The following is a 26,187-nucleotide window of genomic DNA, read 5'->3' as shown; positions in this document are numbered from 1 at the left end:
GAGGCATTTAACCCTGTAACAACTAATATACCGATAATTGGTTTAAGTCTTGTTTTACTTAATAATTTAAAGCAACCCAGTGAGGGTTAAGCGTATAGATGAACAGGCGTCTAAAGCTTGGTGAGCATTTACACCTCTTTAGTTTTAGCCTGCTATTGTGAGTCTTTTACAGTAACATAATACATATCGGAGCATAGTCATGTTAATCCGTGCACTTCGAAGTCAGTTTAATTTAAAACCTCATTTTTATGCTAAATCTTTCAAAGTAGGCGTGATTGGGTGTTTACTTGGTATCTACCCGGCTTATTATTTGATGCTTGGTTTTGCTGCTTATCTTGGTGTAGACAATGATGTGCCGCTACAGCACTATGAACAAACGGCTATCATGGCGTTTTTTATATGTTGTCTCAGCATATTGACCGTTTGTGCTTATGTATTTTGTGTGCTTACAGCCTTGCTCTACTATGGAACTAAATATAAAAAAGGCTACATCAGCAAGTCAGAGCTTATAGATATAGCGTTTAAAGGGTTGTATCCGCAACATTGGCTGAAAGATTCGTGAAAAATATGTCTGCGTGCAAGGATCATGACTTTCAAATTACTCAAATCCAGTAGCAAGTTAAAAATCCGAAAGCCGTGCCATAAACAGCTGCATTTTTGCAGTTTCTGGCGTTTAATCCTACTCGTTTTTGGTTATTATTGAAGCGCTAACACAAGGAGAAAGTTGATGTCGTGGACGTGTCAAAATTGTAATATAACAATTGACGATGATGCATTTGAAGTATGCTGGAATTGCAGTTGTGAAAAAGGCAAATCGAAACCTAGCGAGGAATTGACCAAACTAACACCTGATTGTATTCGATGCCAAGCCAGCTTAACTTTTATTGGCACCAAGAACTTCCATGAAGGTACTCGATGGGGGGTGTTAGGTGAGCTTGGAGAGCTGTTTGTCAACAAAGAAAATTTAGACATGTATGCATGTAAGTCTTGTGGAAAAGTTGAGTTTTTTATCGCCGATTTTAATAAACACTTAACAAGCACTTCCAGTGGATAAGCACAGTAGACTGTTTTTGCTACAGGAACATTGCAGTTAACTAAAATTTCCTGCTAATGTAGGCGTTAGCAATGTTAGAAACATAGCAATACCATTTAAGTTTTAGAGTAAAAGGACTTTATTATGAAGAAACTGGTTTTAATTTTATCGTGTTTTGTTTCATCTTTGGTTTGGGCGAGCGATTCGGCGGGTTTAATCGCAGCAAAAACATGGCTAAAAATGATAGACGCCGGTCAATACACTCAAAGCTGGCAACAGTCAGACTCAACTTTTAAATCACAACTTACAGAAAATAAATGGGCGCAAGCACTTCAAGGCGTTCGCGCGCCTTTAGGCCTGGTTAAATCACGTGCTAAGTTCAGTGCAAAAGCGTATTCATCACTCCCTGGTGTGCCAGATGGTGAGTATCTAGTGATTCAATTTCAGACAGAGTTTCAAAATAAAGCGTCGGCAACAGAAACGCTCACGCTGAGTAAAGGCAGTGGTAATTGGTTGCCTGTTGGTTATTTTATTAAATAGCAAGTTGTTAACTAACTATAGTGAAGTGGGTTAGGAGCAGATTGTTTGGTGTTAATGCGCTTAGCCACTAATAATTACAATAAGGAAGCTCAAATGAGAGTTAATGCAAGTTTACTGGCCAGTGCCTTACTGTGCTCGGTATCATGCTTTGCAGCAGGCACATACAAAGTATCAACCTCGGTGTATGTAAAAGGTGAGTTGTTGGCTTCACCCACCATGACTGTTGAAGCAGATAAAGTGGCCTCAATCACAATTGATAATGACGTTAGATACAACTTCACTATTAAGCCAAACCAAGACAACACTGCAGGGGTTATTGCGACAGTCACGGTGGGAGGTGAAACGATAAGGCCTTCACTTGTGGTTGCCTATGAGGAAGAAGCAATTGTGGAAATTGGTTCTCAAAAATTAACGCTGCTGGTGAGTAAAGTTAGCAGCTAGAGGTTATGCCATTCAGGGGGTTATATGGAAGAAGTTACAGAAGGTTTATTCCGAGGCATTGCTCGGTTTATTAAATGGCTATTCATCGACATGCTTATCCAATCTATTTTTTACGGGTGTGGTTATGCAACGTTAAAAGTTGTGACATTGGGGACTTATCCAAAGCCAAATAGAATTCATGAGGGCCTTTGCATTGCCGTCGGTGTCGTTTTATGGTTTGTCTTAATTGGAGTGTTCGCTTATTTGGGATAATGTCGTTGTATGACGATTTGTCGTGAATAAGTTCGCTCAAAGAGTATCGAGATCATAAAGTGATAGACTTTGCAGTTTTACCGTTATTTTTTACCGCTATTTTCTTTTTGGTAGTATCTCCTGGTCCAGATTTAGTGCTTATCTCTAGTTACTCATCGACAAAAGGGTTTAAAGCTGGGTTGATGATATCAATCGGCGTGATAATTCAAGGGCCGTATAAGTGACATTCCCAGAACTAACCACCTCGCGATTGCGCCTAAATAAGCTATCTAAAGAGGATGGGCCTGCTTTATTCGACATTTTCTCCGATCAGAATGTAGTGAAATTCTACGACATTGAAGCTTATGAGTCACAAGCGCAATCATTGGCTTTAATTGACTTTTTTAACAACCGCTTTGATGAAAAAGCGGGGATCCGCTGGGCCATCCGAGCCAAAGAAACAGGTAAGTTAATAGGTACGTGCGGATTCAACTCGTTAAACCCCAAAATGAAAAATGCCAGCATAGGCTATGAGCTTTCACCTCACTACTGGGCTATGGGGTTTGCAACCGAAGCGCTACAAAAAATGATAGAGTTCGCCTTTTGTGCGCAAGCACCGTTTGGTGAGTTATATAGAATACAAGCGGATACGATGCTTGGTAATGCTGCTTCGGAGCGGGTGTTAAAAAAGTTGGGCTTTGTTGAGGAAGGTGTTCGACGCTCAAGTGGTTATTGGAAAAACGAATTTCATGACTTAAAGTGCTTTGGTTTGATAAAACCTGAGTTCCAACCAATATAACAAACACTTCATTTCGAAGGACAAACTGTGCTTGGCTTGCACTTTATCGATATTGGTTATAGCCAAGCTTTTATTATGCTGATTATTCAGATGTTATATATCTAAAGGATAAATATGGATATTGAAGTTTTCCGCCCTAAGCAGTTTCAGGATATGGCAAGAGATTACAAGTTGTTTGCTGATGGGCGAGAGGTTGTGCTAATCAAACGTGGGGTGACGCAAAGCGTCTCATTACCAGAAGGTACTCAAGTTATTCAGGCTAAAATTGATTGGTGCTCCAGTGCTGAGGTTAAGCTCCAATCAAATCACGATTAAAAACACTTTTGCAAACAACATATTTGCGGCTGTGTTTTTGTCTGCGTATTATATTTCGTTTGGCAAGGGTAAATACCTCACAATAGAAAGTGGAATATAGCTGCGTGGTAAACCTAAGTGCTGACTCACAGATTTAATTATGCGTAATGCGCTGGTTATTTGAGCGCCTTGGTGAGGTAGGAAAATAATGAAATTCGAAGTAATCAATCTTGCGCCTAGTCTTGATGAATTTATCTCCTTACGCAGTAAGGTCGGGTGGACTAACCCTGAACCTGAAGTGGTAAAAAGGAGTTTAGATAATTCTCTCTTTCATGTATGTGTTTTATCGGGCTCAGATCTCGTGGGCTGTGGCCGAATTGTTGGCGATGGCGCAATGTATTTTTATATCCAAGATGTCATCGTCGATCCGAGTTATCAAAATCAAGGCTTGGGCAAGTTGATCATGACTGCCATCGAATCATTTGTTGCTGACAAAGCAGTCTGTGGTGCGACAGTTGCTTTGTTGGCAGCTTTTGGCAAAGAGCGGTTTTATGAACAGTTTGGCTATGTTGCCAGAGATGGACATGCACTCGGTTTGGGTATGTGCAAGTTTGTGGATTAAGCACAGCACAACAAACATGTCGAGCAGCTCGTGCGGAATAGAGATGTTAGGTTTATGAATATCAAAGAAGTATCAGCTAATAATTTAGCGACTTATTTAAATTTAGCTCAGTGCTACGAAGCTGAGTTTTCTGTATTAACTAAGAAAAAGCCGGACAAAGATGGCTTGTTTATGCTTGATACTGAAATTGCGCCTCCTACCAAGGGCTATATCATATATGTAGACAACGTGCCTGCAGGCATTGCAGCAATCGGGTGTCAGGGTGATTCAAATTACGAAGTTTATGAGTTTTATATCGTGCCATATTTTCGCAATGAAAAGTTAGGCACTCAGTTTGCGCATGGAATTTGGCAAATGTTGCCAGGCCACTGGGTTGTTAAACAAATCCAAGGTGCAAACCATGCCATTAAATTCTGGCAAAGTTGTATCAAAAGCTACCCACATAAAAACTATCAAGAGGGCCCCTATCAAGATGAATATTGGGGTCAGGTTAATAAACAAAGTTTTGTGACAACCAAAATTGCTAGATAGCGCTGCTGTTAGGCTGCACGACCGAACGGTTAGGCTTGATTTTGAAGCCAATGTAGATGATAACTGACAAGATACTTTCTTTAGGAGTTTACTATGAGATACAAGCACATTAGAGCAGGCGCCGCTGAAGCGTACCACCTAGACGGTGGTGAAGTGACCTCAATTCTTGCCTCAGGCAGTGATACAGATAATCGCGTGTCGATTTTTGATAGTGTGCTCCCTAAAGGTAATGAAGCGCCGTGGCATTATCATGAAATTGATGACGAAATTTTTTATATCATTTCCGGTGAAGTCGAATTTGGTGTCGATAAAGAAGAGCTGATTGCAAAGCCCGGTGACTTAGTAATAGCTGGGCCAAATGTGCCAAGACGGTTTAAAGCTTTGCAAGACAGCAAAGTGCTTGTTATTAACACGCCATCAGGCCCATCGGAAGGCTTTATTAGAGATATTTCTAAGTTTAATCAAGACAACCCGCCAACAGAGTCTGATCGCCAACTATTTGTGCAAAAATACAAAATACATTTACTTTAGTGTTTTAAAATCAAAGGCTCCATCAGTGATAAAGTACAAGGATTGATTGAGTCATAAAAAATAGCAGGTTATATATGTTTATCATTTCTTTGGCTTATCGTGTGCCACTCTCAGAGGTCGATCGGTTTATTCCAGAGCACATTGACTATCTGAATGAACAGTACCAGCAGGGCCATTTTATTTTGTCAGGTCGCAAAGAACCCAGAACGGGAGGTGTGATCATCTCAACGATAGAAGACCGTCAAAAGTTAAACAACGTGCTGGCCCAAGATCCTTTTTATAGAGAAGGGTTAGCCAGCTATGACATCACTGAAATGGTGCCCACAAAATCTTCTGAGCAGCTGGCGTTTCTGGTATCGAATACAATAAACAACTAGCGTGTTGGGTGGTCATTAGTCGCTAATCAAGTTTTCTTAATAAATAACTGTATAAATGAACAGTGTTTGTGTTATGGTCTCTAATAATTAATAACAATACATAAGGTAGAATAATGTTAATGGATTTAGAGCCCAACGCCCCCAAGGATTTTGATGTCATCATCGGACAGTGGAATGTTAAACATCGCCGCTTAAAGGATATTTTAAATGGTGGCGAACAATGGATTGAATTTGAGGGGCAGTCTTCAACGGTTAAGACCCTTGGTGGGTTTGGTAATGTTGAGGACAATCACTTGCATCTTCCTGATGCTTCAATAAGAGCAAAGGCCATACGTTCTTACAACCCAGAAACCGCACAATGGTCAATTTGGTGGTTAGACGGGCGTAACCCACATAATCTAGACACCCCAGTGGTAGGTAAGTTTGCAAACGGTGTAGGGCACTTTTATGCAGACGAGGTGTATAACGGCCAAGCAATTAAAGTCAGATTTATTTGGGATTTCACTCATCCTGATGCGCCAAAGTGGGAGCAGGCATTTTCTGCAGATGATGGGAAGACTTGGGAAGTTAACTGGCAAATGGAGTTTACGCCTCGCTGTTAATAGGAGCAAAGCCCCATGAGTGCTGAACTAAGGGGCTCTATTGTTTACGAGTAGCTACTGGGCTTGTTAATCGTCCTCTAACCCTTCCTCCATCAGTTCAATGGCAACGATTTCAGAGCGATTCATGGTGAGTTTATAGCGCTCAAGTTGGGTGCCTTGCTCGGAGGTAAAACGCAACACAAGATTAATTTGATAACGCCGCTCTACAGACTTTTTCGATACCTTTTGCCCATCCAAGGTGTAGAGCTTTCCTGCGCCTTTTTTAAGGTAGCGAACAAATGAAGCCATGTTAAAGGTAAAGCGCTGCTGTACTTCATCATAGCCGGGTAAAAACTCACTGATATTAACTTGGTTCTTACTACAAAAATGCATCAAGTTGGCGGCTTGTTTGTTTTGTTGCCTTCTTTGTTTGAGTATTTTTACCACGTCTTTGGGTAAGTCTTTTTTGCGAATATGTTCAAGCCAAATGGTTTGCGAACAGATGATGTCATCACCCACTGAGCTTTTAAATTTATTACGCCATTTTGGCCGACCCTTTTGAATTATGCGCCATGCCCATTGGGTTAAGTCTTCTTTAAAGGTTTCTCTAAGTCCATAGATGGCACCGAGCAAAGCAATCAGGGCAATGGTGACTTCTTGAAAGTTTGAGCGGGCATTGAGTACGATAAACATCACAAATGCCATAATAACGCCGGTGACAAGGCCTTTGACTAATCGCCTTAAATTAATTGTTAAATCAATGGTTTGTTTTTTGAATACCACGCCATACTCAATCAACCTTGCAAGCAGCTTCATTTTATTGGTGATCCGATTGGGGTCATCCAAAGTAACCTGAGAATTATAGGTTTGCTCTGTTCGGTATTGATTTTCTTGTTGGCAAAACTCAATAAGCACTGCGCGTTCATCACTAAATTCGCTAGACTTTGGACCATTGGCCAGTAGCTTTAAAAAGGCCTGCTCGGTATGCCAGCTGAGGTAGTTATCCGCGTTCTGAAAGTAAGACTTTAGTTTGTTGTCAGGGGGCGTATAGCGGCGCAGCTTTTTCAGCAGACGATCTGTTTGCTCAACTAACATTGCAGCGGCAGGAAAGAATTCTTCAGGCTCTTTCAATTGCAGTGTGGCTTTAACGTCGGAATCAAGCGCGATTTTTATTTGATAACAAAACAGATTGAGATTGAGGCGATAGCCCGTTTTTTGCCCTTTACTTTGACTAATAAAGCGGCTGTGCACCAGCGGCAAATGTAGCTGCTCTGAGTAATAGGCGCTGTGGCTTTCTATATTGGCATTAAAAAAGTCTACTTCATTGAGCGTATTTTCGTTGATCCCCATATCGGTTGGAATGGAAAAGTACAGGTCGAGTTGACAGGTCTCTTTGGGTAGGAGTTGATAGTGGATTTTAAAGGATAGATTTTCATCTTGGCTTAATTGGGCTCTGCTCACGCTATATCATTACCTCCTTAAATGTATACCCGTTCAGTTTAGCACAAATCCTTACGTTACATTGGCTTAAGTTTAACATTATGAAGTAAAAAACGTGATTTTTATCTTAAGCGATGATATTAAGTTCAAAGTAACAACAAAGTGACCCACCAAGGAAAACTTATGACACACACATCAAGCGAAACCGATATTAAAGCATTTATAGCGCGGCTAAACAGTGATGCGCTTAACATCGAGTTTGATCACACTATGGCATTGATTGAGCAACACTACCAATTTACACCTGTGACGTTCACCAATGGCGAGCAGCATAATGAGGCAGGCACTAACCTAGGCTCTTGTAAAATACTGGCGTTTGCGCAGTTACACGGGCTTGATGAGCAAGCAACGTTAAACTGCTTTGGACGTTTTTATCGAGAAGACGTGCTGCAACATCCAGATGGCAGCGATCACGGTAATATTAGAAACTTTATAAAGTTTGGCTGGGATGGCGTGTCGTTTACTGAACCTGCTTTAAAAGCACGTTAGATTGAGTGGTCGGGTAGATAAGTGGCGATGCCGATAGAGTACAAGTAACACATATTATGCAGCGCATATTAACCGCTGAAGCTGCGTGCACCAGCGGTTGTTATGTTAGGCAACTTTACTTAGGGTTTTTTGGCATACTTACGCCAAGGTTTAAATGTTCTGAACTTGACGAATTACCACCAACGACTTTTTGGCAAGTTTTTAGGTTTAGTTCTTTCATGTTTCTTTCCTTGTGTTTAAGTAATTACAAACAACAATAAGGGAGCAAGACTTGTTAATTCAAGGTGGGCCCTTATTAGAGACAAAGTTAGCATCGTTTTGGTTGCATGTGAAGTATTGAAAGGTTGAAAATCACTCATTTCATGGCCTCGTTGACCATGTTATTCAGCCCTAATCAAACAGGGGAGGCATAATTGTTAGCGAATGAGGCGTTGAGGCTTGATAATTAGCTTATCAAGCCTGATGGATTTTAAACCATATAACTAACTGTCGATTTCTGTTGTACTTTCTTGCGCTCTTGCCGCTTTGGTGAGCTTCACCAGTGCTTTACGTACATCAATGCTCTCTAAGCAGGGATTATCAAACTGTATATAGTAGTTTTTTTCGTTGGCACGCAAGTAACAACCATCGCTCACAAGCGTGGTCATCACCACCTCGTCACAGTCTATACCATGAATAAGTTTTAAGATAAGGCGGTTGGCATCGCTGTGATCCTCATTCATATGATTAACCATATGGGCTTCATTCTCTAAATCCCATTGTGGAGCTGCCTGATACCATTCGTCTTTTTCAATCCAGAAAATATGACCAAAACCACCAATGTAACGTACTCGTTTAACGTCCATGCGCCAAAGTTGAAAGTCATGCGCTTGGCGGTAGCTTATGGCCTCTGGGTATTGGCGTTCGTAGCGAGTCAACAGAGCATCATGTTCATCGGCAGGCACGGGCGCGGCATCACCTACCACGGTTACGCGGGCATGGGCATTTTGATCCCCTTGTTCGGCGGCGTCAAAAACGGTCGCGCACATTTTACCGTCTTCAGATAAATTGCGAGAATGCTGGGCAATGCCTGCAATGTAAAAAATTAAGCGTCCTTCGTTGTCACTCATAAACGGTGAAACTGAGCCAAACGGATATCCAGCTAAGTTTTTTGATATGGTTGAGATCACGCAAACATTGGATTGTCTGACTAAAGTGCGTGCTTCAAAAGCAGCTTGTTCACGCATGGGTAACTCCTAGTTGTGGTTCCGAAAATATCATGGGTATTTGATAGCTTGGATGCGTTGTTATTTGCATATGTGTTTTATAAATCGGTTGTAATACTGAGGATTGTAAAACCTCTTGGGGTGTGCCGTCATGGCATAGTTGTCCTTTGTTGAGTAGCAATACACGATCAGCGTACAAAGATGTTAAGTTTAGATCATGTAACACGGCAATAACGATATTACCTTGTTTGGCAAATGCCTTGGCTTTACTGAGCGTGAGGTGCTGGTGGTGCATATCAAGGGCTGATGTGGGTTCATCCAGTAGCATTAGTTTACCCTGAGTATCAGCCTTATGGGCATTGAGTTGTGCCAAACAGCGTGCGAACTGTACCCGTTGGAATTCACCACCCGAGAGCGCCGTAACATCTCGTAGCGCCAGCTTTTCAAGGGCTAATTGAGCAATGAGTTGCTCAACCACTTGGGTTTGCTCATGTATTGATTCATGATAGGGGTAGCGGCCCATTGCGATAAGCTCCTCGGTGCTAAATGAAAAGTTAACGCGATTGTTTTGTAATAGCACAGCACGCTTTTGTGCCAAGGTCTGCTCATCAAAACTTTGTATAGGTTGCTCGTCGATTTTTATCTGACCTGAAAACGAGATATCGTTACAAATGGCGCTTAATAGCGTTGATTTACCCGCACCATTTTCACCCAGCAGCACAATCAACTCACCGTTATTTGCTCTCAAGTTGATATTGTTCAAGATAGCTCGGCAACCGCGCTCAATCGAGACATTGTGACAGCTAAGCATGTTGACCTCGCTTTTGTTTTAACAGTTGATAGATAAAAAATGGGCTACCAAAGAGTGCTGTGACAATGCCTATGGGTAATTCAGAAGGCGCAACAATCAATCGTGACACCCAATCTGCAAGCAACATGGCAACGCAGCCAAGTAAAATACTCAGTGGTAACATGCGCCTTAAATCAGGCCCCACCAACAACCGCGCGATATGTGGCACAAGCAGGCCAACAAAACCAATCATGCCAGACAGCGCCACCGCGCCTCCTACACCCAGTGCCACGATAAACACAATTTCTGATTTTAGCCGTTTAACGTTAACACCTAAGTGGCGGGCTTCAAGCTCTCCTAACATTAAGGCATTAATTTTTTTACGGCGTACAAATAGCGAGTAGATACTCAATAGAATTAAGGGTGCGCCATATTGCATCGCAGGCCAGTTTGCGCCACCCAAAGATCCCATTTGCCAATAAGTCATTAAACGCAGCGAGCTGTCGTCGGCAAAAAAGCTAAACAAGCCAATAATTGCCATGGCCATCGCGTTGATTGCCACACCTGCCAACAATAACGTGGTGATTTGCACCTGACCGTGGTGATTAGAAATCTTGTAAATCAGCGTTGTGACGGCCAGTGCGCCTAAAAATGCAGCAGGTGCCACCATGGCTTCGTAAACAAAGCTGACTTGTGCCGATAGTGCTATGACTGACACCGCGCCAACCGCAGCACCACCTGTGATACCCATCAGACTCGGGTCGGCGAGCGGGTTTCTGCATAGCGCTTGGGTTGCCGCGCCTGCGCTGGCAAGCATAGAGCCGACTAAAATTGCCAAAAGTAGCCTTGGCAGACGAATTTGTGTCATGACAGTCAGGTGTAGTGGCTGTACATCGCTAGTCATTGAATCGGGTAACAACCAGACAATAGGCATTTTCCAATCCCAACCAAGTGCACCACTGCTAAGCGATAACCAAGCGAGTAGCCCTAGCAGCGTACAACTGAACCAATACCATTGTACATAGCGTTTGGTATCAACGAATGTAGATGCCAAAGTGCTCATAACATCTCTCGTTGAAAGGCACTAAGTTGAGCGATGGCCTCAGGCAAGCGAGAAGTCATGCCAATTGAGATAAGTGAGTCCATCACCAGTAAACGACATTCTTGTGCCGCGCTTAGCAGTGCAAGGGCGGGCAATTGACAAAACTTTTCCGCTCCGCCGAGCGATTCGACCGTATGACTAGGGGCGACGATAAAGTCAGGGTTAGCGCTCACCAGCGACTCAATATTGTAAGGCTTGAATCCTGCCTCAGTAGCCAAGTTCTCAATGCCGGTGTAACCGAACAGAATATCGGGCACCGTATCTGTGCCTGCCACTAACACACCTCGTTCACTGGCAGAGAGAATAAACATCGCCTTATTGTGCGTTGGTGCAGCTTTGTCAGGGAGTTGCTGTTGTAACTTACGAATGAGTGCTCTGGCATTGTGTTGTTTATTCAGGTCATTACCTAGTCGCTCGATCAGGGCAAACAATTCTTTTACTTGTGTTGGCTTGGGGTAGTGAGTTACACGCACGCCTGTGCTTCTAAGCTGGGTAAGGACTTCGGGACGGCCACTGCCTTCAAGTGTTAAAACCAGTGTCGGTGATTGTGATAACACGCCTTCGGCTGCTAAATCACGATAATAGCCAACTTTAGGCAGTGATTGTGCACGAGCAGGAGAGGTACTTGAGGTATCAATTGCAACCACTTGGTCACCTGCACCAATTGCAAAAACAATGTCTGTCAGTGTACCGCCGGCTATCACGACTCGCTCAGCGTGAACTGTAAAGCTTTGGCTGAATAAAGCAATGAACAGATATAAACGTAATTTCATACAGGGCCTTTTCATTTGTCATTAAATAGTGCGCTAAACATTAGGCTTTAAGCCATGAGCGCACTTAGGTTACGAGTGTATGAGCAAATAATACCGAATACACAACCTCAAATCTACACAAATATGCAAATGATAACTATTTTTATTTGCAATTAAGTGTAGTGGCTTTTATAGTGCAAAAATAATGAAGCGTTCCCTTTTTGAGGTATTTACAGATGATATTAAAACACACGGCAATTTCATTGAGCATTCTAGTCGCTTGGTCGGGGGCACCCAGTGTACAAGCCGAAGAATTTGAGAAAAATAAGGAGGTGATCGTTGTCACCGGTTCGCGTATAGAGCAAGCCTTGGGTAATGTTGCTGGCAGTGTAAGTGTTGTCACCGAGCAAGACTTGAAAGAGGAGCTTGCAATCGACCTTAACACAGCATTCCGTTATCAAACAGGAGTCAGCGCAACAGGCGGTGCCGGACAGGCGCAAGCGCTGAATATAAGAGGTATGGGCGGCAATCGAGTGGTCTATATTAAGGATGGCCGCAGAGTTAATGACGCCTATGAGGGTGGACAAGGGCTGCTGGTTGGCCGTGGCTATTTAGATGTCGATGGTATTCGTCAAATAGAAGTGGCAAAAGGTGCGGCGTCATCGCTTTATGGTTCTGATGCGCTCGGTGGCATTGTGGTGATCACCACCAAAACGCCAAGCGACTATCTAAACGCTCGTGAGCAGTATGCGAGTGTGCAAGCTGGATTTAATGGCTTAAGTGATGAAGCGTCACTGTCGGGTGTATTTGCAAAGCGCTTTGGTGATAATGCCACTTCAATTCAACTGACCCGCCGTGAAGGTAAAGAAACGCAAAATTATCATGAAACGCTCCCTGAATTTGATTATCAAAGTACGGCATTGATCTTAAAGTCTGAACATGATTTGACAGATACCAGCACGCTATTGGCCTCGGTGGATTATTTTGCGCAAGAAACCGAACAATTAATTGACCGTGGTACTCATGAAACCCTAGATGACAATAGCAATGTGTCACTCTCATTGGGGTATAAAAGTACACACCCAGTGCAGGTCTATGACAACCTAGACGCACTTGTTTACGCCACCAATTTTGAACAGCACAGCGACCAACTGCGCGCAGGCAATGGACGTACAGGCTCATATATCGATCACAACGATTATCGTTTTGAACAGCAAATATTGGGTGCCAAACTGGTACTAGATAAAGCGTGGGCAACAGGCAGCATCAATCACCAGTTTGTATATGGCCTAGACTTTGAGCGTTATGACACGATACGTCCACGTACAAAATCACGTTTTGATGTATCTGGACAAAATGTGTTTGCAGGTGAGCCACAAAAGGCTTTTCCGGGGGCTGATACCGATATGCTGGGAATATTTGTGCAAAACAACGCGGCATTAATGGCAGACACGCTTGATTTGCAAATAGCACTACGCTGGGACAGATTCGATATGCGTGCCAAGCGCAGTGATTTATACAGCACTGAATTTAAAGATATCGACGAAACCGCGTTTTCACCAAAAGTTGGCCTCGTTTATACACTGACTGACAACTTGCGTATGTATGCACAGTACGCAGAAGGGTTTAAGATCCCACCGCATGATCAAGCATACCAAAGCCATGGTGTAGAGCCATTCTATCAAATATTGCCCAATGCAGAGCTAGAGCCTGAGTACAGCAAAGGTGTAGAGCTGGGCTTGCGTGGTGATTTTGACAATCACCAGTTTGTGCTTACTACCTTCAAGACACAGTTTGATGGTTTTATTGCTTCTGAGTTGGTGCGCAGCGAGGCCACCCGTATTCCTGGTGTGAACAAAGCTTACTACCAATATCGAAATTTGTCTGATGTTGAGATAGAAGGAGTAGAGGCTTCCTATAGCATTTGGTTGAACGATCAGTTTGCCGTTGATGGTGGTATCACATATGTAGATGGCAAAGATAAGGTGAATAATACTTACCTAGAATCGATTAGCCCGTTAAATGGCTACGTTAAGGCCAAATATGACGTCGGTGACTTGTCGGTGACGGCAGCACTTAGAGCGGCGCAAAAGATGGACAAAGTACCTGATGCTAGTAATGCGCAAACCCATGGTTGGGGCAGTGTAGACTTATTTGCACAATATCGTATTGGCCGCTGGCAGCTAAATGGCGGGTTATTTAACGTATTTGATAAGCAGTTTACGCTATATAATAATGTGGCGGGTCAAAACGCAGAGGATGATTTGAGCCAATATACGCAGCCTGGTCGCCATTTAGCGTTCAATATCAAGTACACGCTGTAATAGACTTTGGAGGTGTGCTTTACATTGAGGCCACCTCTATTAGCCTTGGCACTCTATATGAACTCAGCGCTGTGAGTGCCGTTGTAAGTGCGCACAATTCAACTCTTGAGGCGAGAAAAGTCAATTCTTACTTGCATTGTTGAAAAAAACTCGTACAATTCCCCAGCTTCCCAATAGTGGGAAGTAAATCTTATTAATGAAAACAGTCAATCTATTCAGAGGACGGTATGGTAACTATTCGTTTGCAACGTGGTGGCGCTAAAAAGCGTCCTTTCTATCAAATTGTGGTTGCGGATAGCCGTTTCTCGCGTGACGGTCGTTTCATCGAGAAAGTAGGTTTCTTTAACCCTATCGCTGCTGGTCAAGAAGAAAAACTTCGTCTAGACCTTGCCCGTGTTGATCACTGGGTAGGTCAAGGTGCAGGTCTTTCTGATCGTGTAGCTAAGTTAGTTAAAGACGCTCGTAAAGCGGCTTAATAGGCGTAAGTGTAACCATGAGTCAAGAAAACACCACGATTATTGTAGTAGGTAAGCTTGGTGCCCCTTATGGTATTAAGGGCTGGCTTAAGGTGCATTCATTTACTGATGATCCCCAAGGGATCTTCGATTTCAGCCCATGGTTGATAGGGCAACAAGGTAAATGGCAAACCCTTGAAGTAAGCGACTGGCGTCGCCACAACAAGGGCTTTATCGCCAAGTTTGCGCAAGTAAACGACAGAGACCAAGCAATGGCTTTAACCAATGCTGAAATTTCTGTAGATGCTGCGCAACTGCCAGAATTACCCGAAGGGGAGTTCTATTGGCGAGATCTCATCGGCATGTCTGTTGTAACCGATAAAGGTTACGACTTAGGACAAGTTGATGACTTGATGGAGACAGGCTCAAATGACGTTTTGGTTGTGAAAGCAAACAAAAAAGATGCATTTGGTCAGTCTGAGCGTTTGATTCCTTTTTTAACTGATTCAGTGATTAAAGAAGTTAAACACGAAGACAAACAAATTATTGTTGATTGGGATCCTAGCTTTTAATGAGCCAGGAAGACTCGTTGCAACAACATTCGCTATGGGTAGGAGTGATTTCACTGTTTCCTGAAATGTTTGATGCAATAACCCAACAAGGCGTTACAGGCCGCGCAGTTAAAAACGGTTTAATCGATTTTAACTGTTGGAATCCACGAGACTATGCCACTGATAAGCATAGGACTGTAGATGACAGACCTTACGGCGGTGGTCCTGGCATGTTGATGATGGTTGAACCATTACAACAAGCAATACTTGCAGCTAAAGCAGCCGCAGGTGAAAACGCTAAAGTAATTTATATGTCCCCTCAAGGGCGAAAACTAGATCAACAAGGCGCGGCCGAATTGGCCAAGTCAGAAAAATTGATTTTAGTAGCTGGTCGCTACGAAGGTATAGACGAGCGGATTATCGAGTCTCATGTAGACGAAGAATGGTCCATCGGTGATTTTATCCTCAGCGGGGGTGAACTACCGGCCATGACATTAATTGATGCAGTAGCGCGATTAGTGCCAGGGGTGTTAGGTCATAACCAATCTGCGGAGCAAGATTCATTTTCGGATGGCTTGTTAGATTGCCCTCACTATACTCGGCCAGAAACATTGGATGGCAAACGGGTACCTGCTGTATTACTCAGTGGTAACCACCAAGAGATAGCCAAATGGCGCACTAAGCAGTCATTAGGTAGAACTTGGTTACGACGTCCAGACTTGTTGCGTAACCTAGCTCTGACTGAGGAGCAAGCGACACTACTCGCTGAATTTCAGCACGAGTACCAAGAAGCTTGTGGCTAGAAGACAGTTACACCTAGGAATGTGAGAAATAAAATGGCAAAAGTAAACCAAAATATTATTAAAGAGCTTGAAGCTGAACAGCTTAAGCAAGACATACCTGCATTCGGCGCTGGTGACACAGTTGTTGTTCAGGTTCGTGTAAAAGAAGGTGAAAAAGAGCGTCTACAGGCCTTTGAAGGTGTTGTAATCGCTAAGCGTAACCGTGGTCTACACTCAGCTTTCACAGTTCGTAAAATCTCGAGCGGTGAAGGTGTTGAGCGTGTATTCCAAACGCACAGCCCTCTAATCAGCAGCATTGCAGTTAAGCGTCGTGGTGCGGTTCGCCGTGCTAAGCTTTACTACTTGCGCGAGCGTTCAGGTAAATCAGCACGTATTAAAGAGAAACTTAACTAATACGCGCGTTTACCACGCTAAAAAAACAGGCCACTCATTGAGTGGCCTGTTTTGGTTTGTAACCCTGAAAATTTCATCTAACATAAAGTGGCTTTGCGCTTTTATCCTCCTTACTATCTTGGTAGACTCTCTGTATCATATTTTTTACTGCTGTAATTTTATCTTTACACCTTGTGGCGAGCGTAATGGATTTAAATGAATTAAGACAAGGTATCGACGAGTGCGATACCGAGCTAGTTAACTTATTGGCAAAACGCCGTGCTTTGACCGAGCAGGTCGGGGTTATCAAGCAACAAACGGGCGCGCCGTTACATGCACCAGAGCGAGAGGCACAGCTGATCGCATCAAGACGTGAACAAGCACAAAACCTGAATGTAAATCCTGATTTGGTAGAAGATATTCTGCGCAGAATGATGCGTGAGGCATATGAAAATCAACAAGGCAGGCTGGCGTGTGTTGCTCCAGAGCTATCCCCCGTCGTGATTGTTGGTGGTAAAGGCGCTATGGGTCAGCTGTTTGCAAAGCAGCTTGAACGCTCAGGCTATGAAGTTAGAATTTTGGATAGGGAAGAGCAGGCTCAGGCTGGTGCTTTGTTAGCGGATGCTAAGTTGGTGCTGATCAGTGTGCCTATCAATGCTATCGAAGAGGTCGTCAACCATCTGCCTACTTTACCCGAAGATTGTATTTTGGCTGATATTACCTCGGTAAAACAACAGCCACTCAAGGTTTTGTTAAACAAGCATAGTGGGCCTGTGGTTGGGTTACATCCTATGTTTGGCCCTGATATCTCCCACTGGGTAAAGCAAACCATAGTTGTGTGCGAAGGGCGTGCTCATGAGAGATGTACAGGCTTGTTAGAGCAGCTCAGTGTTTGGGGAAGTCAATTGGTTGAAATAGATGCTAAGAAACATGACCAAGCCATGCAAATCATTCAGGTTATGCGACATTTGACCACGTTTGTATATGGTCAGTTTTTATCTAAGCAGTGCCATACGTTGGAAGAGCTACGAAGCTGTTCGTCACCTATCTATCAGTTAGAATTAATGATGGTAGGGCGACTGTTTGCACAATCCCCTGAATTATACTCGGACATTATGCTTGCGCAATTTGACGATGTTGAAGGGCTACTTGCTAGCTACCAAGAAACCTTTGCCAGTACCTTAGAGAAGCTAAAAATGGGGGATAAGAGCGCACTTATCGAGGCATTTAGCCAGGCAAAGCATTACTTCTCCGACAGTGCCGCGCAGTTTTTAACACAAAGCCGTGGTTTATTAAACAAGGCTAATGATGCCAAAGTGTTGGATTAACTCGTGTGAAGAGACTTCTCCGATGAGAGATGTTTTTCAGAGGAGTTCGAAAGACGAATGTCAACAATGAAGTATCAAGCTCAAGCAAAGGAAGGTTTACTCCCTTTGCTTGGCAATTACTAAAATCGATTAACCTACCTCAACCGCCTTGATTGATTCGCTTTGATAGCAGCCTAAGATGCGCACATACTGGGTATGGTCCTTAAGCTCTTCCAGTGCTCTTTGCACATCTGGTGATGAAAGGTTAGCCACAAGGTCAACGTAAAAGACTTCTTCCCAAGGGTTACCAGGCACAGGGCGAGACTCAAGTTTCACCATATTAATGTTGTGTTGTTTAAATACCATTAATGCATCAGCCAGTGAACCCACTTGCTGTTTGGTCGCCATTATCAGGCTTGTTTTGGTTGGAATTTGTGTAGATACTTGTAGCGCTTTGCGTGCCACGACAATGAACCGACTATGGTTTTCGGCCTGATTGGCTAAGCCTGTTTTGATAACTTCAAGGCCAATATCTCTGCCCGCCTGTGCAGATCCAATAGCTGCACTATTTGGCGTATTCAAGGCGCTTTGTAGTGCGCTTGATGTTGAGTCGCACGTTTCGTGTAAGACATCGCCCAAGCCTTGAACAAACTTACTACATTGGGCAAAAGGTTGTGGATGCGCAAATAGTTTATTCACCTCTTTGAGCTGTGTATCTGGCAAAGCGAGCAGGCAGTGTTCAACGGTATGTGTTACTTCACCTACAATCGATACTTGGGCGTGCTGTAGCAAGTCAAACACTTCGTTGATACTGCCAGAGCTGGTGTTCTCTATCGGCAGTAGGCCAAAGTCTGCTTGACCTTTTTCCACTTGTTCGGTGATTTGCTCAAAACTCTGACAGCCCATCTCAATAAGCTTGCCAGGTCTGCGACTAAAATATTTATGACAGGCTAGTTGACTGTAGGAACCAGGGCCCCCTAAGTAGGCTACACGGTGGGTGTCACCCACAGCTTCTGGGTTTAAGCTTTTTTGTAGTAATGCTTGTTGGTTTAAAACCGAGTCTTCAAGAATGATCTGAAAAACATTATTGATATAAAACGCATCTAGCCCCAGTGATTTGCCATAACTTATCAGTTTTTCCAGCAGAATTTGTTCGCGATGCTCGTCACGAATAGGCTTCTGGTTGGCTATTTTATATTCAAGTACGCTGTAGCTTATGCGGCGGCGTTTGGCTAATAGGATTAACAGTTCGGAGTCAATCTCGTTTATGTCGCTACGCAGTGCGTTTAATGTATCTTCAGTCATAGGTCCTCATTCCCATTGGCAAAAAAAAACCTCCCAGTTGGGAGGCTTACTATTTGGTGTTACGCGCAAACAGACAAGCCTCCTCACCGAAAGAAGCTAAAAAAGAAAAATGCGTAAATGCGTGTAACAATTGAATTCATGTTTAAACTTTTAAGGATAATATTAAGTAGTCCGAGTACATTATTAACATACTTTAATTTGTTTCCACAAGTATTAGTTTTGTAAAAGGCGTATTAAAAACTTATTTAAGCTTGTTTGAGGCTTTATGGGCTTGGCGTCTGCGTTAAGTATCTGTTATATTTGTTCGATTAAAAGTTTTAAAAATAACAACTAATATAAGGGTTTAGCTGTGGTCAATCGCCGACCCCCTTCACGATTTGGAATACATTCGCTCAGTGTTAAGTTATCTGTACTTATCTCGGCAGTGTGCGTGATCGCGGGAATTTTTGCTGCGGCACTTATGCTGAAATCTGAAGAACGACAACTGATCCACGAAGAGTATAATGAACTTAGACGTGTGAGTAATCAGCTTATTTTACAGTTCAATCATCACCTTGAGCACAAAACAAATCTAGCAGAGCAAGCAAATGCCATCGTGGCGAAGGAGTTGTATTCAGAAGTCAGTAGCACCATTGACGCGCCGTTTATCGAAATTAGGCGAGACGGAGGCGTATACACCAGCACCGCAAGCAATGGTTTATCAGCGGCACAGCTGACGTCGGATGCGAAATTGGCTGAACAGCATAAGCAGCTATTTGCTCAGTCTGAATCTTTATGGAATGTAATAGCCCCGCCATTACTGCAAGATTTCTTCAATTTTTATTTATACACCAAAGACGATTTTGTGCGAGTTGCGCCGCCGAATGTGTTGATTAATCAAATTGATAGGCAAAAGGTGCTCAATGCGCACATTTTACCTATGCTCAGAGAAGAACTTAATCCAACTAGAGAAGCTCTGTGGTCGGATGTTCACTTCGATAAGGTTTGGAATAAGTGGGTGATTAGCGTGCTAGTACCACTATATCACAAAGATGAATATCTTGGTTTCACAGGCTCAGACATCGAAGTAAATCATATGTTGGCGCAGATACTCCCTCTTGATGAGCATCAAGGCTACGTTATCTTCAGTGCTCAAGGTGAAATTATTGCGGCGCCAAGCCTAGGAAAAACAGCATTACACGGTCATGATACCGAAAAAGCATCGGAGTTATTTCCGGCGTTGAGCAAGGTTTTTCAACCGGTATTATCTTCTAAGCTGGCAGAGTACCAAGGTGAGTTTGAACGTGATGGACAAGGCCATATCATCAATATTACAGCGTTGAAAAAACTGGGTTGGTATATTGGCACCTACAAAAAACGAGATTTTACACTTTCCACCATTCAAGCGTTAAAAGTAAAGCTATTTGGGTTGTTTATTCTGTACGCGGTGTTTGTTGCACTGCTATTGCACCAAGTGTTATATCAATTAGTTTTAAGTCGTATCAATGCGTTGCTCGGAGCTGTATCTGGGTTTGGTAAAGGGCAATGGGAGACGCCAAACTTGCCCAGTAGCAACGATGAAATAGGCTTATTGAATGATGCCTTCAACAAAATGAGTGGTGAAATCAAAGCACTAGTAGGTGGTTTGAACCAACGTATACAAGAAAAAGAAAAAGCAGAGAAGCAAGCTAATCGGTTATCAAAGGCGGTATCTTTCTCTGGTACTGCGGTGGCCATTACCAATGGTAATTTTGAAATTGAATACGTAAACCCAAAGATGATCGAAATGACAGGGTTCGAAGAAGAGCGATTTATCCATGCCCCGCTTTTGAGCATTATTTCATCGGATATGGCCATTTTAGTTGATGATATAGATATAGACTTGAGAAGCCGCAATTATTGGCGTGGAGATACTGTGTTAGAAGGGGCGGGTGTTGATCCTATCTGGGTTAGTTTGAGCATTTCACCGATACGTGAAGCTGATGGCACTATCTCAAGTTATGTGGCGTCAGCACAAGATATTTCGTTTGTTAAAGAAAGTCAGCGAAAAATGGAAGAGTTGGCTTATTTTGATACACTGACTGGGCTCGCAAATAGAACGTTTTTTAGAATGCAGCTGCGCAAATCGATGGCCTTGGCTGGTCGCGGTCATTATGCGTTTGCGCTGTTTTATTTTGACTTGGATGAATTCAAACGCATCAATGATACTTTAGGCCATGACGCTGGAGACAGACTTTTAGTAGAAGTTGCGGAGCGACTAAAGAACCGTTTACGAGCAGAGGATACCATAGCGCGCTTAGGTGGCGATGAGTTTGCTGTGCTGCTAAGTGGTATCGACAGCCGTGATAACGCGATGGAAGTGGCACACATTATCCAGCGGACTATCAATAAACCAATCAAGCTTGGCAATAACGAAGTGATAGTTAGTGCCAGTATTGGTATCACGATGGCACCGTTTGATAGTCAAGAAGAAGAACAGTTACTGAAACATGCCGACTTGGCGATGTATGAAGCAAAGGCCAAGGGGCGCAATACCTTTCACTTTTATTCACAAGAGCTGGATGCAGCCGCTAATGAAAGACTGTTTATCGAAAATGAATTGCGCATTGCCCTTAAAGCAAAGCAATTTAAGCTGCATTACCAGCCACAGGTTAACAGCCAGACCTTAGAAGTGATAGGGTATGAAGCTCTTATCAGATGGTATCACCCAGAAAAGGGTTATATCCCGCCCGATAAATTTATTCATATTGCAGAGGCAACCGGCATGATTGTGGAACTCGGCGAGTGGGTAATTGAAGAAGCATGTCGTTTTTCTATGCAATTACAAACACTCGGACAAGCGGGCAATATGTCGATTAATTTGTCAGCGCGTCAGTTTAAAGACGACCGTTTAATAAGCACCCTGTCCGATGTGCTAGAACGCACACAAATGCCACCGCATTTACTTCACTTAGAGCTCACTGAAAGTATGCTAATGGGTGATGTTGAAGCGGCGATAACACAATTGCATGAAATCAAGAAATTGGGTGTGGCTTTGTCGATTGACGATTTTGGCACAGGCTATTCATCGTTAAGTTATTTGAAACGCTTCCCAGTAGATATGCTTAAAGTTGACCGCTCATTTGTACAAGATATACCTGAGGATCAAAATGATATGGAGATCACAGCTGCGATAATCGCAATGGCCCAAAAGCTTAAGCTTCAAGTGGTCGCTGAGGGAGTAGAAACGCAGGAGCAAATGGAGTTCCTACAAAAGAATAACTGCTTTATTGTACAAGGCTATTTTTATAGTCCACCCATTAAAGCATCTGAAGTTCATAGCTTTTACCAAAGCCTGCAACATCAGTCGTGACCAGAATAGCCAGTTATCCGCAGCAGAAGTTAATTAATTGACCGAAAATATGTAATAACTGGCTTTAGAGCACAGCTAAGCTTTTATTCACCGATGCAATCGCATAAAATGCTCCGCTATTGTGTTTGGAGGTAGTAGTCAGTATGCGTGTAGCATTAGGTATCGAATATAACGGTGCGAATTATAGTGGTTGGCAAAGACAGTCACATGTAAACAGTATTCAGCAAGAATTAGAAACCGCATTATCGCGGATCTGTAACCATCCTATCGATATCGTTTGTGCCGGTCGTACTGATGCAGGTGTTCATGCTACAGGTCAAGTTGTGCACTTTGATACCCATGCTCAGCGTGATATGAGTGCCTTTACCTTAGGTCTCAACTCTCAGTTACCCGATGACATAGCCATCCGCTATGCGCAACAAGTAGATGATGAATTTCACGCTCGTTTTAGTGCTACGGCGAGACGATATAGGTATGTCATTTATAATCATCCATTTCGCCCAGGTATTTTACGCAGTGGCGTGACGCATTATCACCACCAACTGGATGAAAAACTCATGCAGGCGGCGTGCCCTGCAATGATAGGTGAACAAGACTTTACTTCTTTTCGTGCCGTACATTGTCAATCCAATACTCCGTTTCGCAACATCCATCACCTCAATGTGGAACGTGTAGGGAACTATGTGGTGATAGATATAAAGGCTAATGCATTTTTACATCATATGGTCCGTAACATCACAGGGTGTTTGATAGACATTGGCATTGGTAAAGAGTCTCCCGATTGGATGCAGCACTTACTTGATATTAAAGATAGAACACAAGCAAGCGCAACGGCTAAGCCAAATGGCTTATATTTAGTAGACGTAGATTATCCAGAGAAATGGCAGATCCCTTCGACACCGTTAGGGCCGCTGTTTTTACCTGAATAAATAGTTTTCAGAGAATGTAATAATATCGGACTACTAAGACCAGTTTTTTATATCTCTGATAACTAATTCATGTTTTAATTAGGAAAATTTGTCTGTATAGATACAGACTAGCGACACAGATTAGCAATAAGAGAGTTGCCATGAGTTGGTTAGAAAAAATCTTACCTAAGACCACAAAATCGTCAGGTAAAAAAGAGATCCCTGAGGGTGTTTGGGCTAAATGTACAGATTGTGATTCTATTTTATACAAAGCAGAATTAGAAAAGTCTTTGAATGTATGTCCTAAGTGTGATCATCACATGCGTTTGAGTGCGAGAAAACGTCTTGAGTTATTTTTGGATGACGCAGATCGTCAAGAATTAGGAGCGCATCATGAGCCAAAAGATGTACTCAAGTTTAAAGACTCAAAAAAGTACTCAGATCGAATCACGGCAGCGCAAAAGGTAAGCGGTGAAAAAGATGCATTAGTAGCAATGAAGGGTCGCCTAAAGGGCATGCCTGTTGCGGCGGTTTCTTTTGAATTTGCTTTTATGGGGGGGTCAATGGCATCAGTTGTTGGTGCTCGCTTTGTTGACGCCGTTGATGAGTGTTTAGCGCACAATATGCCGCTAATATGCTTTTCAGCATCGGGTGGTGCGCGCATGCAAGAAGCCCTTATGTCTTTAATGCAAATGGCTAAAACCAGTGCTGCACTTGCTAAAATGTCAGAGCGTGGCTTACCGTTTATCTCTGTTTTGACTGACCCGACTATGGGTGGGGTATCAGCGTCACTAGCAATGCTAGGTGATATTAATGTTGCTGAGCCAAAAGCACTTATTGGTTTCGCAGGCCCTCGTGTTATCGAACAAACAGTACGTGAGACGTTACCTGAGGGCTTCCAGCGCAGTGAGTTCTTACTTGAACACGGCGCTATTGATATGATTGTCGACCGTAGAGAAATGCGTGACACCTTGGCACGTGTTTTAGCTAAGTTTATGAACTTGCCTTCTACCGAACAAGAGCATAGAGTAGCGTAAATTTTTTAATTGAAGCTATTTTATCAATGACAGTTAAGACTCCTAGCCAATCATCTAGCCTTGATGATTGGCTTTGTTATTTAGAGGGTGTTCACCCTGCAAACATTGAAATGGGTTTGGAGCGTGTAAAACATGTTGCCGAACGCACCCAGTTACTCAATACGCCAAGTAAAATTATCCTCATTGGTGGAACCAATGGCAAAGGCACAACAGCACGTTGTTTAGAATCGTTATTGCTTGCCCAAGGCCATAGCGTTGGTACATACGCCTCACCACACTTAGTTCGATACAATGAGCGGGTACGCATAAATGGCGCGCAGCTTGGTGATCAGGACCATGTTGACGCTTTTCATATGCTAGAGCAGGGTAGAGGCGAGACACAACTGACTTATTTTGAATATGGCACACTCGGCGCTCTGGCTATTTTTAAGCGCTATGCAGTGGATTTTATTCTACTGGAAGTCGGTCTCGGTGGTCGTTTTGATGCAACTAATATTGTCACACCTTATGCCAGTGTAATAACGACGATAGATTTAGATCATAAAGAATATCTGGGTGATACCCGAGAGCTTGTAGGGTATGACAAAGCAGGCATTTTCAGAGCTGCTACACCCGCTATTGTGGGTGACTTAGATATTCCTCACACTGTGACTGACTACGGTAATGAAATCAATGCAGATATGGTGCTAGCAAATAGAGACTTTAGCCATACTGTGACTGAGCAAGGATTCAAGTGGTACTATCAAAATTATTGCTATGAATTTGCCACGCCAGCTATTCCAATGCAGAATGTGGCCACAGCTTTGACTACATTGGCAAAGCTTGAGCTATTACCAAGTGAACAGCTGATCCGCTCATGTTTGTCACAATTGCAAGTTGAAGGGCGCTTTCAACAGCTCAGCGAATCGCCTAAAGTTTATACGGATGTGGCACATAACCCTGAATCAGCACGATATTTGCGGCAAAAGCTGGCATCATTTAAGGAACGAGGGTTTAAAATCCATGCATTAATCGCTATGCTTGCAGACAAGGAAAAAGCAAACGTTATTCAAGAAGTCTCTGATGTGATTGATGTTTGGTCGTGCGCCTCATTGCATGGGCCAAGAGCGGAGCAAGCCAAGAACTTGCAAGCATTGGTGGTACAGCATACACAAACAGAGTGCTTGGGATATGACAACGTGACGGTGGCATTGGACAAAATAATAGCCACACAGAACGATGATACTGTGTTAATTATATTTGGTTCATTTCTCACGGTGGCTGACGCCATTAAATATTGGCAAAAATAGAGAGTAGTAAAGTGGATTCAGGATTTATAAATCGCTTAGTGGGTACCAGTATTGTTGTGGTAGCCGCCATAATTTTTATTCCTAATATTCTTGATGGTGAAAAAGTTCACTATAAAGAGGGGTTTAAAGCTATTCCTGAGCGTCCTGAATTCACTACTGTTGATTTACAAAGCGTCATTGATGAAAGAGCTGAATTGGCGCCTGAGGTTAAAGGTACGCCAGTTGAAGACATCGCCTCAGACGACCAGCAGTTTGTAGCCGCCAGCACCGATGATGGACTTTCAAAAACGCAAAATGTATCGTCAGCAGAACCTACTACAACTAAGGCAAAACAGCCCGACAGTCAGCCAAAAGCTGCACCAAAAGCTTCAGCGCCTAAACGAAGTGCAGACTCAAACCTAACGAGTATGGCCTATGTGATACAACTAGGAAGCTTTTCGCATAAACCTAATGTGGATGCGCTAGTTGAAAAGTTGACCAATAATGGCTTCAAAGCGTTCACCCGTCCGGTACAAACCCCGAATGGCACACTGACAAAAGTCTTCGTCGGGCCAGATTTAAATAAAGCTAAACTTGAAGCTAAGTTACCAGAATTAAAGAAATTAACTAAGCTAAACGGCCGTTTGACACAATTCGAAATTGCAAAATGATCTGGTAATTGCCCTACGGCTCTTATAGAATGCGCCC

The 26,187-nt window shown here is 43.1% G+C and carries 30 protein-coding genes; 24 read left to right on the top strand and 6 right to left on the bottom strand.

The genetic code is table 11. The annotated features are described in order from the left end of the window. The first annotated feature begins 199 nt into the window (after window positions 1-199). The 12 genes from L1070_RS10040 (at window position 200) to L1070_RS09985 (ending at window position 6,001) form a co-directional block, all read left to right on the top strand. Window positions 200-562: a hypothetical protein gene (locus L1070_RS10040; protein ID WP_237125450.1), complete on the top strand. Its 363-nt coding sequence runs from the start codon at window positions 200-202 to the stop codon at window positions 560-562. A 165-nt stretch (window positions 563-727) separates the two neighbouring features. Then, window positions 728-1,054: a hypothetical protein gene (locus L1070_RS10035; RefSeq protein WP_237125449.1), complete on the top strand. Its 327-nt coding sequence runs from the start codon at window positions 728-730 to the stop codon at window positions 1,052-1,054. Window positions 1,055-1,177: 123 nt separating this feature from the next. Next, window positions 1,178-1,573: a DUF4019 domain-containing protein gene (locus L1070_RS10030; RefSeq protein ID WP_237125448.1), complete on the top strand. Its 396-nt coding sequence runs from the start codon at window positions 1,178-1,180 to the stop codon at window positions 1,571-1,573. A 93-nt stretch (window positions 1,574-1,666) separates the two neighbouring features. Continuing rightward, window positions 1,667-2,014, top strand: a complete 348-nt coding sequence (locus L1070_RS10025) for a hypothetical protein (RefSeq protein WP_237125447.1) — start codon at window positions 1,667-1,669, stop codon at window positions 2,012-2,014. A gap of 24 nt (window positions 2,015-2,038) precedes the next feature. Then, a complete protein-coding gene (locus L1070_RS10020; protein ID WP_070986721.1) occupies window positions 2,039-2,266 on the top strand; it encodes a hypothetical protein in 228 nt (75 codons plus the stop codon). A gap of 220 nt (window positions 2,267-2,486) precedes the next feature. Beyond that, window positions 2,487-3,044, top strand: a complete 558-nt coding sequence (locus tag L1070_RS10015) for a GNAT family N-acetyltransferase (RefSeq protein ID WP_237125446.1) — start codon at window positions 2,487-2,489, stop codon at window positions 3,042-3,044. Window positions 3,045-3,158: 114 nt separating this feature from the next. Continuing rightward, window positions 3,159-3,359, top strand: coding sequence for a hypothetical protein (locus L1070_RS10010; RefSeq protein ID WP_237125445.1), 201 nt, complete (start codon window positions 3,159-3,161; stop codon window positions 3,357-3,359). A gap of 187 nt (window positions 3,360-3,546) precedes the next feature. Then, a complete protein-coding gene (locus L1070_RS10005; protein WP_237125444.1) occupies window positions 3,547-3,960 on the top strand; it encodes a GNAT family N-acetyltransferase in 414 nt (137 codons plus the stop codon). A gap of 54 nt (window positions 3,961-4,014) precedes the next feature. Then, window positions 4,015-4,491, top strand: coding sequence for a GNAT family N-acetyltransferase (locus L1070_RS10000; protein ID WP_237125443.1), 477 nt, complete (start codon window positions 4,015-4,017; stop codon window positions 4,489-4,491). Between the two features lie 93 nt (window positions 4,492-4,584). Then, entirely contained in the window at window positions 4,585-5,022 is a 438-nt protein-coding gene (locus tag L1070_RS09995) for a cupin domain-containing protein (RefSeq protein WP_070986730.1), read from the top strand. A gap of 74 nt (window positions 5,023-5,096) precedes the next feature. After that, window positions 5,097-5,399 (top strand): YciI family protein, encoded by a 303-nt coding sequence (locus tag L1070_RS09990; protein ID WP_237125442.1) that lies wholly within the window; start codon window positions 5,097-5,099, stop codon window positions 5,397-5,399. Between the two features lie 119 nt (window positions 5,400-5,518). Further along, the gene (locus tag L1070_RS09985) at window positions 5,519-6,001 is read left to right on the top strand and encodes a DUF1579 domain-containing protein (RefSeq protein ID WP_237125441.1); all 483 of its coding nucleotides are present in this window, start codon (window positions 5,519-5,521) and stop codon (window positions 5,999-6,001) included. A gap of 66 nt (window positions 6,002-6,067) precedes the next feature. Here L1070_RS09985 and L1070_RS09980 read toward each other — a convergent pair whose 3' ends face one another. Beyond that, window positions 6,068-7,441 (bottom strand): hypothetical protein, encoded by a 1,374-nt coding sequence (locus L1070_RS09980; RefSeq protein WP_237125440.1) that lies wholly within the window; start codon window positions 7,439-7,441, stop codon window positions 6,068-6,070. Between the two features lie 162 nt (window positions 7,442-7,603). Here L1070_RS09980 and L1070_RS09975 point away from each other — a divergent pair, with 162 nt between their 5' ends. Next, window positions 7,604-7,969 (top strand): HopJ type III effector protein, encoded by a 366-nt coding sequence (locus L1070_RS09975; protein ID WP_237125439.1) that lies wholly within the window; start codon window positions 7,604-7,606, stop codon window positions 7,967-7,969. Between the two features lie 482 nt (window positions 7,970-8,451). Here the strand turns inward: L1070_RS09975 and L1070_RS09970 are convergent, their stop codons facing one another. Genes L1070_RS09970 through L1070_RS09955 form a run of 4 tightly spaced genes read right to left on the bottom strand, consistent with a single transcriptional unit; the run spans window position 8,452 to window position 11,839 of the window. Continuing rightward, window positions 8,452-9,195: a DUF2470 domain-containing protein gene (locus L1070_RS09970; RefSeq protein ID WP_237125438.1), complete on the bottom strand. Its 744-nt coding sequence runs from the start codon at window positions 9,193-9,195 to the stop codon at window positions 8,452-8,454. After that, the gene (locus tag L1070_RS09965) at window positions 9,188-9,985 is read right to left on the bottom strand and encodes a heme ABC transporter ATP-binding protein (protein ID WP_237125437.1); all 798 of its coding nucleotides are present in this window, start codon (window positions 9,983-9,985) and stop codon (window positions 9,188-9,190) included. The genes L1070_RS09970 and L1070_RS09965 overlap by 8 nt, the downstream gene beginning before the upstream one ends. Next, the gene (locus tag L1070_RS09960) at window positions 9,978-11,027 is read right to left on the bottom strand and encodes an iron ABC transporter permease (RefSeq protein WP_237125436.1); all 1,050 of its coding nucleotides are present in this window, start codon (window positions 11,025-11,027) and stop codon (window positions 9,978-9,980) included. Before L1070_RS09960 ends, L1070_RS09965 begins: the two co-directional genes overlap by 8 nt. Further along, the gene (locus L1070_RS09955; protein ID WP_070986737.1) at window positions 11,024-11,839 is read right to left on the bottom strand and encodes an ABC transporter substrate-binding protein; all 816 of its coding nucleotides are present in this window, start codon (window positions 11,837-11,839) and stop codon (window positions 11,024-11,026) included. Before L1070_RS09955 ends, L1070_RS09960 begins: the two co-directional genes overlap by 4 nt. A 215-nt stretch (window positions 11,840-12,054) precedes the next feature. On the opposite strand from L1070_RS09955, the gene L1070_RS09950 reads away from it, so the two are divergent. The 6 genes from L1070_RS09950 (at window position 12,055) to tyrA (ending at window position 17,651) form a co-directional block, all read left to right on the top strand. After that, entirely contained in the window at window positions 12,055-14,142 is a 2,088-nt protein-coding gene (locus L1070_RS09950; protein ID WP_237125435.1) for a TonB-dependent receptor, read from the top strand. A 227-nt stretch (window positions 14,143-14,369) separates the two neighbouring features. Continuing rightward, window positions 14,370-14,618, top strand: coding sequence for a 30S ribosomal protein S16 (gene rpsP, locus L1070_RS09945; RefSeq protein ID WP_010382415.1), 249 nt, complete (start codon window positions 14,370-14,372; stop codon window positions 14,616-14,618). Window positions 14,619-14,635: 17 nt separating this feature from the next. Continuing rightward, window positions 14,636-15,169, top strand: a complete 534-nt coding sequence (rimM, locus tag L1070_RS09940; RefSeq protein ID WP_070986739.1) for a ribosome maturation factor RimM — start codon at window positions 14,636-14,638, stop codon at window positions 15,167-15,169. Further along, complete coding sequence (gene trmD / locus L1070_RS09935; protein ID WP_237125434.1) at window positions 15,169-15,951, top strand: tRNA (guanosine(37)-N1)-methyltransferase TrmD; 783 nt, start codon at window positions 15,169-15,171, stop codon at window positions 15,949-15,951. Before rimM ends, trmD begins: the two co-directional genes overlap by 1 nt. 33 nt (window positions 15,952-15,984) lie before the next feature. Further along, window positions 15,985-16,344 carry a 50S ribosomal protein L19 gene (gene rplS / locus L1070_RS09930; RefSeq protein ID WP_190365656.1) on the top strand — a complete coding sequence of 120 codons (360 nt, stop codon included), beginning with the start codon at window positions 15,985-15,987 and terminating at the stop codon, window positions 16,342-16,344. A 173-nt stretch (window positions 16,345-16,517) separates the two neighbouring features. Next, complete coding sequence (gene tyrA / locus L1070_RS09925) at window positions 16,518-17,651, top strand: bifunctional chorismate mutase/prephenate dehydrogenase (protein ID WP_070986742.1); 1,134 nt, start codon at window positions 16,518-16,520, stop codon at window positions 17,649-17,651. Window positions 17,652-17,780: 129 nt separating this feature from the next. On the opposite strand, the gene L1070_RS09920 is transcribed toward tyrA, so the two are convergent. After that, a complete protein-coding gene (locus L1070_RS09920; protein WP_070986743.1) occupies window positions 17,781-18,935 on the bottom strand; it encodes a chorismate mutase in 1,155 nt (384 codons plus the stop codon). Between the two features lie 349 nt (window positions 18,936-19,284). Between L1070_RS09920 and L1070_RS09915 the strand changes: the two genes are divergently transcribed. From L1070_RS09915 to L1070_RS09895, 5 genes are all read left to right on the top strand, one after another. Then, complete coding sequence (locus tag L1070_RS09915) at window positions 19,285-22,266, top strand: EAL domain-containing protein (protein ID WP_237125433.1); 2,982 nt, start codon at window positions 19,285-19,287, stop codon at window positions 22,264-22,266. Window positions 22,267-22,409: 143 nt separating this feature from the next. After that, window positions 22,410-23,195, top strand: coding sequence for a tRNA pseudouridine(38-40) synthase TruA (truA, locus tag L1070_RS09910; RefSeq protein ID WP_237125432.1), 786 nt, complete (start codon window positions 22,410-22,412; stop codon window positions 23,193-23,195). A gap of 140 nt (window positions 23,196-23,335) precedes the next feature. Next, window positions 23,336-24,211 carry an acetyl-CoA carboxylase, carboxyltransferase subunit beta gene (gene accD / locus L1070_RS09905; RefSeq protein WP_070986746.1) on the top strand — a complete coding sequence of 292 codons (876 nt, stop codon included), beginning with the start codon at window positions 23,336-23,338 and terminating at the stop codon, window positions 24,209-24,211. Window positions 24,212-24,237: 26 nt separating this feature from the next. Next, a complete protein-coding gene (gene folC / locus L1070_RS09900; RefSeq protein ID WP_237125431.1) occupies window positions 24,238-25,500 on the top strand; it encodes a bifunctional tetrahydrofolate synthase/dihydrofolate synthase in 1,263 nt (420 codons plus the stop codon). An 11-nt stretch (window positions 25,501-25,511) separates the two neighbouring features. After that, the gene (locus tag L1070_RS09895) at window positions 25,512-26,150 is read left to right on the top strand and encodes an SPOR domain-containing protein (RefSeq protein WP_237125430.1); all 639 of its coding nucleotides are present in this window, start codon (window positions 25,512-25,514) and stop codon (window positions 26,148-26,150) included. Window positions 26,151-26,187: the final 37 nt, after the last annotated feature.

It is taken from the genome of Pseudoalteromonas sp. MMG022 (genome assembly GCF_021654245.1).
In the GTDB taxonomy this organism is placed as follows: Bacteria; Pseudomonadota; Gammaproteobacteria; order Enterobacterales; family Alteromonadaceae; genus Pseudoalteromonas; species Pseudoalteromonas amylolytica.
Note: the sequence above shows the minus strand (reverse complement) of the source record. Positions and strands in the feature narration are given on the sequence as shown.

What these genes read in the sequence shown, in the direction of transcription:
- L1070_RS09970 (WP_237125438.1), bottom strand. Translation starts at nt 9,195, where the DNA reads ATGCGTGAACAAGCTGCTTTTGAAGCACGCACTTTAGTCAGACAATCC.
- accD (WP_070986746.1), top strand. Translation starts at nt 23,336, where the DNA reads ATGAGTTGGTTAGAAAAAATCTTACCTAAGACCACAAAATCGTCAGGT.
- L1070_RS09920 (WP_070986743.1), bottom strand. Translation starts at nt 18,935, where the DNA reads ATGACTGAAGATACATTAAACGCACTGCGTAGCGACATAAACGAGATT.
- L1070_RS09960 (WP_237125436.1), bottom strand. Translation starts at nt 11,027, where the DNA reads ATGAGCACTTTGGCATCTACATTCGTTGATACCAAACGCTATGTACAA.
- rimM (WP_070986739.1), top strand. Translation starts at nt 14,636, where the DNA reads ATGAGTCAAGAAAACACCACGATTATTGTAGTAGGTAAGCTTGGTGCC.
- L1070_RS09990 (WP_237125442.1), top strand. Translation starts at nt 5,097, where the DNA reads ATGTTTATCATTTCTTTGGCTTATCGTGTGCCACTCTCAGAGGTCGAT.
- L1070_RS09950 (WP_237125435.1), top strand. Translation starts at nt 12,055, where the DNA reads ATGATATTAAAACACACGGCAATTTCATTGAGCATTCTAGTCGCTTGG.
- rplS (WP_190365656.1), top strand. Translation starts at nt 15,985, where the DNA reads ATGGCAAAAGTAAACCAAAATATTATTAAAGAGCTTGAAGCTGAACAG.
- L1070_RS09975 (WP_237125439.1), top strand. Translation starts at nt 7,604, where the DNA reads ATGACACACACATCAAGCGAAACCGATATTAAAGCATTTATAGCGCGG.
- truA (WP_237125432.1), top strand. Translation starts at nt 22,410, where the DNA reads ATGCGTGTAGCATTAGGTATCGAATATAACGGTGCGAATTATAGTGGT.
- L1070_RS10000 (WP_237125443.1), top strand. Translation starts at nt 4,015, where the DNA reads ATGAATATCAAAGAAGTATCAGCTAATAATTTAGCGACTTATTTAAAT.
- L1070_RS09985 (WP_237125441.1), top strand. Translation starts at nt 5,519, where the DNA reads ATGGATTTAGAGCCCAACGCCCCCAAGGATTTTGATGTCATCATCGGA.
- L1070_RS10025 (WP_237125447.1), top strand. Translation starts at nt 1,667, where the DNA reads ATGAGAGTTAATGCAAGTTTACTGGCCAGTGCCTTACTGTGCTCGGTA.
- rpsP (WP_010382415.1), top strand. Translation starts at nt 14,370, where the DNA reads ATGGTAACTATTCGTTTGCAACGTGGTGGCGCTAAAAAGCGTCCTTTC.
- L1070_RS09955 (WP_070986737.1), bottom strand. Translation starts at nt 11,839, where the DNA reads ATGAAATTACGTTTATATCTGTTCATTGCTTTATTCAGCCAAAGCTTT.
- L1070_RS10005 (WP_237125444.1), top strand. Translation starts at nt 3,547, where the DNA reads ATGAAATTCGAAGTAATCAATCTTGCGCCTAGTCTTGATGAATTTATC.
- trmD (WP_237125434.1), top strand. Translation starts at nt 15,169, where the DNA reads ATGAGCCAGGAAGACTCGTTGCAACAACATTCGCTATGGGTAGGAGTG.
- folC (WP_237125431.1), top strand. Translation starts at nt 24,238, where the DNA reads ATGACAGTTAAGACTCCTAGCCAATCATCTAGCCTTGATGATTGGCTT.
- L1070_RS10010 (WP_237125445.1), top strand. Translation starts at nt 3,159, where the DNA reads ATGGATATTGAAGTTTTCCGCCCTAAGCAGTTTCAGGATATGGCAAGA.
- L1070_RS09965 (WP_237125437.1), bottom strand. Translation starts at nt 9,985, where the DNA reads ATGCTTAGCTGTCACAATGTCTCGATTGAGCGCGGTTGCCGAGCTATC.
- L1070_RS10030 (WP_237125448.1), top strand. Translation starts at nt 1,178, where the DNA reads ATGAAGAAACTGGTTTTAATTTTATCGTGTTTTGTTTCATCTTTGGTT.
- L1070_RS10020 (WP_070986721.1), top strand. Translation starts at nt 2,039, where the DNA reads ATGGAAGAAGTTACAGAAGGTTTATTCCGAGGCATTGCTCGGTTTATT.
- L1070_RS09995 (WP_070986730.1), top strand. Translation starts at nt 4,585, where the DNA reads ATGAGATACAAGCACATTAGAGCAGGCGCCGCTGAAGCGTACCACCTA.
- L1070_RS10040 (WP_237125450.1), top strand. Translation starts at nt 200, where the DNA reads ATGTTAATCCGTGCACTTCGAAGTCAGTTTAATTTAAAACCTCATTTT.
- L1070_RS10035 (WP_237125449.1), top strand. Translation starts at nt 728, where the DNA reads ATGTCGTGGACGTGTCAAAATTGTAATATAACAATTGACGATGATGCA.